10 protein-coding genes and 1 pseudogene are annotated in these 9,712 nt (G+C 72.9%); 1 reads left to right on the top strand and 10 read right to left on the bottom strand.

Annotation, left to right across the window (positions count from 1 at the left end; genetic code table 11):
- Positions 1-56 precede the first annotated feature (56 nt).
- Complete coding sequence (locus BD833_RS10395) at positions 57-512, top strand: ATP-binding protein (protein ID WP_166533046.1); 456 nt, start codon at positions 57-59, stop codon at positions 510-512.
- 209 nt (positions 513-721) lie between these two features.
- On the opposite strand, the gene BD833_RS10400 is transcribed toward BD833_RS10395, so the two are convergent.
- From BD833_RS10400 to BD833_RS10445, 10 genes and pseudogenes are all read right to left on the bottom strand, one after another.
- Positions 722-1,213 carry a hypothetical protein gene (locus tag BD833_RS10400; RefSeq protein WP_166533047.1) on the bottom strand — a complete coding sequence of 164 codons (492 nt, stop codon included), beginning with the start codon at positions 1,211-1,213 and terminating at the stop codon, positions 722-724.
- Entirely contained in the window at positions 1,210-1,572 is a 363-nt protein-coding gene (locus BD833_RS10405; protein ID WP_166533048.1) for a response regulator, read from the bottom strand. Before BD833_RS10405 ends, BD833_RS10400 begins: the two co-directional genes overlap by 4 nt.
- Positions 1,569-2,111: a chemotaxis protein CheX gene (locus tag BD833_RS10410; RefSeq protein ID WP_166533049.1), complete on the bottom strand. Its 543-nt coding sequence runs from the start codon at positions 2,109-2,111 to the stop codon at positions 1,569-1,571. Before BD833_RS10410 ends, BD833_RS10405 begins: the two co-directional genes overlap by 4 nt.
- On the bottom strand, positions 2,108-2,491 hold the full coding sequence (locus tag BD833_RS10415) for a response regulator (protein WP_166533050.1): 384 nt from the start codon (positions 2,489-2,491) through the stop codon (positions 2,108-2,110). The genes BD833_RS10410 and BD833_RS10415 overlap by 4 nt, the downstream gene beginning before the upstream one ends.
- Positions 2,491-3,315: a CheR family methyltransferase gene (locus tag BD833_RS10420; protein WP_166533051.1), complete on the bottom strand. Its 825-nt coding sequence runs from the start codon at positions 3,313-3,315 to the stop codon at positions 2,491-2,493. The genes BD833_RS10415 and BD833_RS10420 overlap by 1 nt, the downstream gene beginning before the upstream one ends.
- Positions 3,312-4,424: a protein-glutamate methylesterase/protein-glutamine glutaminase gene (locus tag BD833_RS10425; RefSeq protein ID WP_166533052.1), complete on the bottom strand. Its 1,113-nt coding sequence runs from the start codon at positions 4,422-4,424 to the stop codon at positions 3,312-3,314. The genes BD833_RS10420 and BD833_RS10425 overlap by 4 nt, the downstream gene beginning before the upstream one ends.
- Positions 4,425-4,897: 473 nt before the next feature.
- On the bottom strand, positions 4,898-5,803 hold the full coding sequence (locus tag BD833_RS10430) for a hypothetical protein (RefSeq protein ID WP_166533053.1): 906 nt from the start codon (positions 5,801-5,803) through the stop codon (positions 4,898-4,900).
- A 621-nt stretch (positions 5,804-6,424) separates the two neighbouring features.
- Positions 6,425-6,877, bottom strand: coding sequence for a chemotaxis protein CheW (locus BD833_RS10435; RefSeq protein WP_208092559.1), 453 nt, complete (start codon positions 6,875-6,877; stop codon positions 6,425-6,427).
- Position 6,878: 1 nt separating this feature from the next.
- Complete coding sequence (locus tag BD833_RS10440; protein WP_166533054.1) at positions 6,879-9,326, bottom strand: chemotaxis protein CheW; 2,448 nt, start codon at positions 9,324-9,326, stop codon at positions 6,879-6,881.
- A 146-nt stretch (positions 9,327-9,472) separates the two neighbouring features.
- Positions 9,473-9,712 (bottom strand): annotated as a pseudogene (locus BD833_RS10445) (methyl-accepting chemotaxis protein); the annotation flags it as partial.

The raw sequence follows: 9,712 nt of genomic DNA on the forward strand, positions 1-9,712 counted from the left end.
CGGTGGGTGGGGCACTCATGACATCGGTCGGACACCCGCGACTCGAGGGGGAGAGCATGGGGCGACTCGCATGGCCGTTGCGCCCGCTGCCCGACGGGCGCGGCGAGGTGTGGCGGTGGCGGCTCCGTGCCCTGGCCGAGCTGCCCTCTGCCCGGGCGGCGCTCCGCAGCCGGCTCGGCGGGGTGGGCCTGCCCGACGACCGGGACGACGAGTGCAGCGAGCAGCTGGTCCTCGCCTTCGACGAGCTCGCCTCCAACGCCCTGCGGCACGGTGAGTCGCCGGTGGTGGCCACGATCGTGGCCGGCAGCGGCGGGTGGCTGCTCGACGTGAGCGACCGGGCGCCCGGGTCCATGCCGGCGCCCGTGGTGGACCGGGACCCCGCGCAGGGCGGGATGGGCCTCCAGCTGGTGGCCCGGCTGTCGGTGGCGCACGGCTGGTACGTCGACGACGACTGCAAGCACGTGTGGGCCTGCCTGCCCACCAGCCCGGAGAGCGCGTACGCCCTCGCCTGAGCGCCGTGTTCCACGTGCAACGCCGAACGCAGAGACCCCCGTCGCCCGGAGGCGGCGGGGGTCTCTGCGGTGCAGCACTACGACGAGCCTTTGCACTGTCGTCCCGAGTGGGGCCCGGAGGGTCCCGCGCAGGGACGACGCAGCGGCTCAGCGGCCGTCGGGGACGGCCGCTGGCCGCGGTGCGATCCGGAGGATCGCGATGTCATCGCTCACGGCACGATGAGCGACAGGGCTCCCTTGCCGTAGGTCGGCACCTCGATGGCGAGGTCGATGCGGTTGAACGCCGCCAGCATGCCTGCGACGTCCCCGGGGATGTCGTCGCCGGGGGCGACCAGCGTGTCCAGCTTCGAGTGCCGCGCACCTTCCTTGTTGAACAGCGCCGACAGCACGTTGACCACCTCGTACAGGGCTTCGACCTGCATACCGCTCAGCTCGCCGTCCTCCTCGACGGCGTCCTGGGCGCCACCGGGGGGCAGCAGGGCGAGCGCCGAGCCGGTGTAGGCCGACGCGCCGAGGTCCATGACGCAGAGCGCCGTGACGGCCTTCTGCGGGTCCACGTAGATCGCGACGGAGACGGGCTTGTCCGGCGTGGGGGTGACCGGTGCGCCGGGCAGGACGTTGACCGGCTTGCCGACCAGGCCCGACAGCATGTCGCGGACCTCCTTGGCCTCCGGGAGGGGGACGGTGCCGACGGCGGTCATGCGATCACCCCGTCCAGGTGCTCCCTGAAGGTGTCCTCGGTGAAGGGCTTGGCGATGAGGAACAGCGCGCCGGCGTTGGCGGCCTTCTCCCGCATCTCCGGGGAGCCCTCCGAGGTGACGAAGCCGAAGGGCACGGCCGAGCCGGAGGCGCGCATGGCCTCCAGGCACTCGATGCCGCTCATGTTGGGCATGTTCCAGTCGGACAGGACCAGGTCGGGCTTCTCCGAGCCGACCTTGGCCAGCGCGTCGGCGCCGTCCTCGGCCTCGACGATGTCGTGGTCGTCGTAGCCGGCCTGGCGCAGGGTGCGGATGACGATCTGCCGCATCACGCGGCTGTCGTCGGCGATCAGGATCTTCACAGTGACACCTCGTTCTCGCGGGTGGGGGAGGGAACCGGCAGCGGCGGGAGAGCGCCCTGCACGGAGATCGTGAGCGGTTCGCCGCGCCAGACGACGTCGACGCGGCACACGTCGCCCGGGTTGCGGACCAGGGGAGCGTTGCCGACCTGCGGCAGGCTCAGGGCGGACGGCCCGGGCAGTGCGGCCTTGACGCTGCCGCCGACCACGTTGGCGATCTCGCCGAAGGCGTCGGCGACGTCCTCGTCGTCGAGCACCTCCGGCGCGGACTCCCGGAGCAGCGCCCGGGAGAGCTCCTCGGCCGTGGCGCGCGCCGTGGTGAGCACGACGCTGCCGGTCCAGGGGCCGACGACGTCGACCCAACTGGACAGGATGTCGCCGGGCAGGGGACCGGGCAGCGGGACGAGGACCTCGTCCTCGCCGACCAGCGAGATCCAGGCGTCGCCGGCGATCGACAGGATGGTGTCCCCGTCGATCAGGTCGGTGATCACCGGCCTCGGGTCGGTGGTCCGGCGCCGGGCGCCGGTGTCGATCGTGCTCACAGGGCGACCTCCTGGGGGAGCAGGCCGAGCAGCGCGAGCTTGTCGCGGAAGGCGTCGGCGGTGAACGGCTTGATCATGTACTCGTGCGCGCCGGCCGCCAGGGCACGGACGATCTGGGTGTGCTCGCTCTCCGAGGTGACCATCATCATGGTCATCCGGCGCCACGCCGGGTTGGAGCGGACGGCGGAGACGAACTGCAGCCCGTCCATCACCGGCATGTTCCAGTCGATGGTCGCGAGGTCGGGTGCCCAGCCCTCGTTCAGCACCTCGAGGCCCTCGCCACCGTGACCGGCGTCCCTGACCTCGTAGCCGAGGTCGGTGAGGATCCCGGTGACGATCCGCCGCATGGCGCGGGAGTCGTCGATCACCAAGGCACGCATTACTTCCCCTTCAGTGGGCGGTAGGCGGAGCTGCGGCCGATGACGACCCGCTCCCATGAGTCGTCGACCCCGAGGGTGGTCTCGGCGGCGCCGAGGAAGAGCCAGCCGTCAGGTCGCATGAGGTCCCGCACACGGCGGAGGATCGACTGCTTGGTGGGCAGGTCGAAGTAGATGAGCACGTTGCGCAGGTAGACCACGTCGAACGGGCCCATCCGCGGCAGCGGCGCCGCCAGGTTGCACTCGGTGGCGTTGACCATCCGGCGGAGGTTGGCCGACACCTCCCACTCCGTCCCGGCCCGGGTGAAGTGCCGGACCAGCATCGGCGCGGGCAGCCCGCGGTTGACCTCGAGCTGGCTGAACCGCCCCGCCCGGGTGCGCTGCACCATCTCGCGGGAGAGGTCCGTCGCCGTGATCGAGACGCGGGAGGCCGCGTTGGGCAGCGCGTCGTCCAGGAGCATCGCGATGGTGTACGGCTCCTGGCCGCTGGAGCAGGCGGCCGACCAGATCTGCAGCCGCTCGTTCGCGCCGCGCGCCGAGAGCAGGGCGGGCAGCACCGTCGAGGTCAGCGCGGTGAACGGATCACCGTCGCGGAACCACGAGGTCTCGTTGGTGGTGAGGGCCTCGACGATCTTGCGGGTGTCGTCGGCGCTCGGCCGGGTGCGCACCGTGTCGACCAGCTTGCCGACGTCGGGCAGGCCCATCTGCCGGGCGATCGGCAGGAGGCGGGCCTCCACCAGGTACTCCTTGCCCGGCTGGAGAACGATGGCGCTCTCCTTGCGGACGAGTTCACGGACCCAGTCGAAACTGGTCGCGGTCAGACTCATCGACGACCTCCCACGGCCATAGCGGTTCCGGAGTTCAGGAATGCGGCACCGGAGAGGTGGCGCTGGATCGCCTCGGCGATCCGGTCGAGCGGCAGGACCTCGTCGGCGTAGCCGGCCTGGGCGACGGCGCCCGGCATGCCCCACACGACCGAGGTGGCCTGGTCCTGGACCACGACGGTGCCGCCGGCGTTGCGGATCTCCCCGCAGCCGTTGCGGCCGTCGGCACCCATGCCGGTCAGGACCACGCCGAGCACGGCGCCGTCGTAGGCGGCGACGGCCGAGCGGAACAGCGGGTCGACCGCGGGGCGGCAGAAGTTCTCCGGCGGGCCCTGGTTGAGCGAGGTCGAGAACCCGGCGCGGGAGTTGGCGCGCACCACCAGGTGGTGGTCGCCGGGTGCCAGGTGGATCGTCCCGGGGGCCAGCGGCACGCCGTCGACCGCCTCGACCACGCGGAGCGCGCAGAGCCGGTCCAGTCGCTGGGCGAACTGGCGGGTGAAGACCGGCGGCATGTGCTGGACGAGCAGGACCGGCACCGGCAGGTTGGCCGGCAGGGCCGGCAGCACGCGGGCCAGCGCCTCCGGGCCGCCGGTGGAGGAGCCGATGACCAGGACGGCCGGCTTCTTGCCCGGCCCGGTGCGCGGGGCGGCCGGGCGCGGCGGGGGAGCGGCGGGCGCCGCGGCGCGCGCCGGGGTCGTCACCGGGCGGCCGGTCAGCGCCTTGATCTTGGGGATGAGCTGCTCGCGGACGCTCTCCATCGACTGCGCGACGCTGCCGACGTTGGCCGGCTTGGTGACGTAGTCGTTGGCGCCGGCGGAGAGGGCGTCGAGGGTGGCCGTGGCACCGCGCTCGGTCAGCGTGCTGAACATGATGATCGGGATCCGGCTGCGCTGCCCCCGGATGGCCCGCACCGCCTCGATGCCGTTCATCTCCGGCATCTCGATGTCCATGGTGATCAGGTCGGGCTTCAGCTGCTCCAGCTTGCCGAGGGCGACCTTGCCGTTGACAGCGGTGCCCACGACCTCGATCCCCGGGTCCGCGGAGAGCACGTCGGTGACGATCTTGCGGACGACGACCGAGTCGTCGACCACCATCACCTTGATCGGGTTCACACGTCCTCCTGGCCCCTGCCCCCGGTCCGACCGGCAGGCTCGTTGTTCTGTATCGGCAATTCCGCGCCCGGCTTGAGCCCTTCGGCGGAACGGCACCGCACCTGCACCGGCGCGGTCGCACCGGGCACGACGGAACGGGCCGCGACGCGATCGGCTCTGCCCACGGACAGTCCGGACCGTCATTCCGGGGAATGGCGGGGAATCAGGGGACCGGTGGGGAGAAAGATGCGTATCGGCACGCCACAGCGCGTCCGGGCACGTCGGAGAGCGACCGGACGACTGGTGCTGACAGGGATTCTCGGCGGATGACTGCCGTACTACAGCCGACACGCAGAAGGTGGAGCGCTATCTTTTTGCGCTCCACAAATTTCGACAACGGGAAAGACGGCGACCCGCCGCACCGATGTCGACCCGAACTCCCGGAATGGTCATCGACCTGCGGGAACGCCGCGCGGGACCACCGCGCGCGCTGCTCAGGAGAGGGCGCCGACCCGGCGGGCGGGCGCCCGCAGCACGTCGACGGCGTCGCTGCCCAGCAGGTCGCCGAGCGCGATGGCCTGGACGCAGCCGGCGACGGCGTTCCACATCCCGGCCGCGCCGTCGTGCAGGTCGAAGCCGCCGTCGAGGAACGCCTGGACCGCCATCAGCTGGGCCGCGGCGAGCGCGCGGGTGCGTCCTGACACGTGGGCACCCCAGGACGCCTCGTGCATGGCCGTCGCCCAGGGGCGCTGGGCCGCGCGGCCTTCGTCGACGGCGATCCGCCAGCGGGCCCGGCCGGCATCGTCCAGGTCGCGGACGGCGGCCAGGAAGCCGGTCAGCTCGCCGGTGGCCGGCCCCAGGTCGCAGGCGTTGGGTGCGACCAGCGGGCCACGGTCGAGGACGCGGTCGAAGGCGGCGGTGAGGTCCCGGCGGACCAGGGGCGGCAGCACGCCGGCCGCCCAGAAGCCCACGGCGGCGTCGGCCAGCACGTCGGCGGCCTCGTCCCAGAGCCCGGGGTCCAGCTGCCCGTGCAGCGGGTGCTCGGCGCCCAGGACGTCGTCGCGGAGCAACCGCTCCAGCGTGGGGACGTCGCCGATGGTGCCCTGCTCCAGCTGGGCGACGAGCAGGGCGGTGCGGTCGCCACCACCCGCGGCGGCGTCGGCGGCCGAGCGCAGGTGCGGCACGCCCACGGCCATCTCGCGCGCCCGGCGGGACCGGACGGCGCGGACGCCCCGGCGCTCCCGGTCCAGGCCGCGGGCCGGGTGAGCGACGGCGAGCCGGTCGATGGCCGCGGCGTCGGACCCGAGCCCGGCCAGCAGGACCTCGGCGACCGCGCGACCGGCCGGCAGGCGGACCAGGTCGAAACCGAGCGTGGCGGCACTGACCAGCGAGTAGGGCACGGCAGCGCCTCCAGGGGCTCGGGAACGGACGGCCCATGCTGTCTGCCCTGCCGGTGAACCGCCATGCACCCCTCACCCGTTCGCTGGAGGGCCTGACCCCCTACCGGGCGTGTCACCCCCGGCACTGTCAGCGACCCGTCACGCTGAGTGACCGGCCGCTGGCCCGCGGTGGTGATTGCTTGCTCTACATCCTGGAGCCTGACAGGACGCGAGCGGCGGGGGAGGTCGCCCTCCCCCGCCGCTCGTCAACTGCGTCTGCGGTGTCGTGCCGAGTGGGCCCCGGAGGGGTCCGCGTAGGCGCGACGGGTCGGCTCCGCCCCGCTGGGGGACGGCTCCTGGCCGCGGTGTCGTGCCGAGTGGGCCCCGGAGGGGTCCGCGTAGGCGCGACGGGTCGGCTCCGCCCCGCTGGGGGACGGCTCCTGGCCGCGGTGTCGTGCCGAGTGGGCCCCGGAGGGGTCCGCGTAGGCGCGACGGGTCGGCTCCGCCCCGCTGGGGGACGGCTCCTGGCCGCGGTGTCGTGCCGAGTGGGCCCCGGAGGGGTCCGCGTAGGCGCGACGGGTCGGCTCCGCCCCGCTGGGGGACGGCTCCTGGCCGCGGTGTCGTCCGGAGGACGACGAAGTACTAAGCGCTGAGCGCCTTCTGGACGTCGAGCGCCAGCAGCAGCTTGCCGTCCAGCTTGTAGGCGCCGCGGATCAGCTCGCGGGCCTGGCCCTCGAGGGTGTCCGGCGGAGCCTCGAAGTCGCTGGCGTCCACGTCGACGACGTCGGCGATGGAGTCCACGAGCATGCTCACGGCCTCACCGTGCAGCCGGACGACGATGACCACGGGGTCGGTGCCCTCCGGGCGCGCAGGCCGGCCGAGCCGCTCGCGCAGCTCGATGGCGGTGACCACCTGGCCGCGCAGGTTGATCAACCCGGCCACGGCGGTCGGGGCCAGGGGCACGCGGGTGAGCTGCTGGCTGCGCAGCACCTCCTGCACGTGCTCGACCTCGATGCCGTAGAGGTCGCCGTCGAGGCGGAAGGTGGCCAGCTGGCCGCTGGTCGCGGGGGCCAGGGCACGGGTGGGTGCGGTCACGTCAGACCTCCAGCAGAGCGGTGGGGACGCCGGAGGGCGTCGTGGGGGTGGGGGAGGAGTAGAAGGCCGGGTCGGCGGCGAGGATCGCGGCCCGGACGTCGAGCAGCTCGGTCACCTTGTCGCCGAGGACGGCGGAGCCGAGCAGGCCCATGTCGTCGATGTCGCTGCGCACCGCGGCCTCGCCGTCGACGATGTCGAGGATCTCCTCCACGACGATGGCCACGCTGCGGCCGTGGTCGGCGTAGACGATGACCTCGAGCACCTCGCGGTCGCTCTCGCCGTAGGCGCCCAGGTGCCGGTCGAGCCGGACCATCGGCAGGATGGCGCCGCGGTACTGCACGACCTCCCGGTTGCCGACCTTCTCCACCGACTCGGTGCGCACCTGCTCGAGGCGGGTGACCGTGTCCAGGGGGATCGCGACCCGGCGCCCGCCGCCGATGGCGGCCAGGAGCATGCGCTGCCGGTCGGTCTCGACCGCCGCGGCCTGGAGCACGCCGGCGCGGGCCTCCTGGCGGTCCGCGGTCTCGGTGCGCAGGGCACGACGGGCGAGCGCCTGCACGTCGAGGATCAGGGCGACGGTGCCGTCGCCGAGGACGGTCGCCCCCGAGTACAGGCCGATCTGCTTGAGCTGGCCGCCCACGGCCTTGACCACGATCTCCTCGGTGTTGATGACCCGGTCGACGACGAGGCCGAAGCGCCGGCCCTCGGAGCGGAGCACCGCGATGACGACGTGGCCGTCGTGCCGCTCGGAGGTGAGCCCGAGGACGTCGGTGAGGCGGACGAGGGGGAGCAGCTCGCCGCGCAGCCGGTAGACCGGCGCACCGCCGACCTCCTCGACCGCGTTGGCCGCCTTCTCCGCGTCCAGGCTGACCAGCTCCTGGAGGCTGATCTGCGGGATCGCGTACCGGTCGGAGGCGCACTCGACGGTCAGCGCCGGGACGATCGCGAGGGTCAGCGGGATGCGCAGCCGGCAGACGGTGCCCACGCCGGGGTCGGACTCGACCTCGATGGTGCCGCCGATGGACTCGATGTTGGTCTTGACCACGTCCATGCCGACGCCACGACCGGAGACGTTGGTGACCGCGGCCGCCGTCGAGAAGCCGGGCAGGAAGATCAGCTGCAGGATGTCGGCCGGGCTCATCCGGGACAGCGCGTCCGCCGTGAGCAGGCCGCGCTGCACCGCCTTGGCCCCGAGCTTCGCCGGGTCGATGCCTGCGCCGTCGTCGGCCACCTCGACCACGACCTGGCCGCTCTCGTGCCGGGCGCGGAGGGTGAGGACGCCCTCCGTCGGCTTGCCGGCCTTCTTGCGGTCCTCGGGCGTCTCGATGCCGTGGTCCACGGAGTTGCGCACGAGGTGCGTCAACGGGTCCTTGACGGCCTCGAGCAGGGTCTTGTCGAGCTCGGTCTCCCGGCCCTCCATCTCCAGGCGGATCGACTTCTTCAGCGCGAGGCCGAGGTCGCGGACGACGCGCGGCAGCTTGGACCAGATGTGGTCGATGGGCTGCATGCGCGTCTTCATGACGCCCTCCTGCAGCTCGCTGGCGATGAGGTTCAGCCGCTGGGAGGCGCGGATCAGGTCGGTGTCGGTCTGCCGCGCCACGTTCTGCACGATCTGGTTGCGGGTCAGCACCAGCTCGCCGACGAGCAGCATGAGCTCGTCGAGCAGGTCGACGTCCACCCGGATCGTGCTGTCGGCGACGGCCCGGCGGGCCTGGCCGCCGGCGGCGTCGGTGGTCGCCTCGGCCTCGGGATGGTCGGTGGCGGCGGGCTCGGGCACCGGGTGCTCCTCGACGGTGGGGGCCGGGGTCAGCGGCTCCGCGGGCAGGTCGGTCTGCAGCTCGTCCTGCAGGACGTCGGACAGCTCCTCGGCCACGGGAGCGGGGGCGGCCTTGGCCCGGCTGGCCCGCTTGGCGGGAGCCTTGGCCGGGGCCTTCGCGGCAGCGGCCTTCGCCGGCGCCTTCGCGGTGGCGGCGGCCGGGGCCTTCGCGGCGCGCTTGGCCGGCGCCTTGGCGGCGGCGGGGGCCTGGGCGGCCGGGGCCGGCTCGGCGACCGGAGCCGCCGGGGTGTCCTCCATGGCGGCGCTGATGGCGGCGACGACGGCGGAGACGTCCACCGACCCCTCGCCCCCGCTGGCCTCGATCGAGGTCAGCAGCGACCGGACGGTGTCGACCATCTGGAGCAGCACGCTGGTCCGGGTGGGGGTGAGGGCCAGCTCGCCGTCCCGCAGGCGGGAGAGCATGTTCTCGCCGACGTGGGTGACCTCCTCCAGCCGGTTGAAGGCCAGGAACCCGCTGGTGCCCTTGATGGTGTGGATGGTCCGGAAGATGCTGGACAACCGCTCACGGGAGTTGGGGTCCTGCTCCAGGGCGACCAGGTCCGAGTCGAGCTGGTCCAGGTTCTCGTGGCTCTCGACGAGGAACTCCTCGACGATGTCGTCCAGACCGTCCACTGTTGCCTTCTCTCTGGTCGCTTCGGGGCGCAGTCGGCCCCGTTGGGTCATCGGCGGGCCGCCGGCGGAGTCAAGGTGAACCCGCCGGCGGCTGCGCGCCTGGATCTGTTATCGGCAGGAGGTCGGCCGCGGCCGACCATCCGTCGTCAGTAGCTGAAGCGGCCCACGGTGCTGCGCAGGTCCGCGGCCATCCGGGACAGCTCGTCGACGGCGGTGCGGGTCTGGGTCAGCGCCTGGGTGGTGGACTCCGCGGCGGTGGAGACCCCGGAGATGTTCTCCGCGATCTGCGTCGTGCCACCGGCGGCCTCCTGCACCGACCGCGACATCTCGTTGGTGGTGGCGGTCTGCTCCTCCACCGCCGAGGCGATCGTGGTCTGGCGGTCGGA

The sequence above is a fragment of the Blastococcus xanthinilyticus genome (assembly GCF_008124835.1).
GTDB lineage: Bacteria > Actinomycetota > Actinomycetes > Mycobacteriales > Geodermatophilaceae > Blastococcus > Blastococcus xanthinilyticus.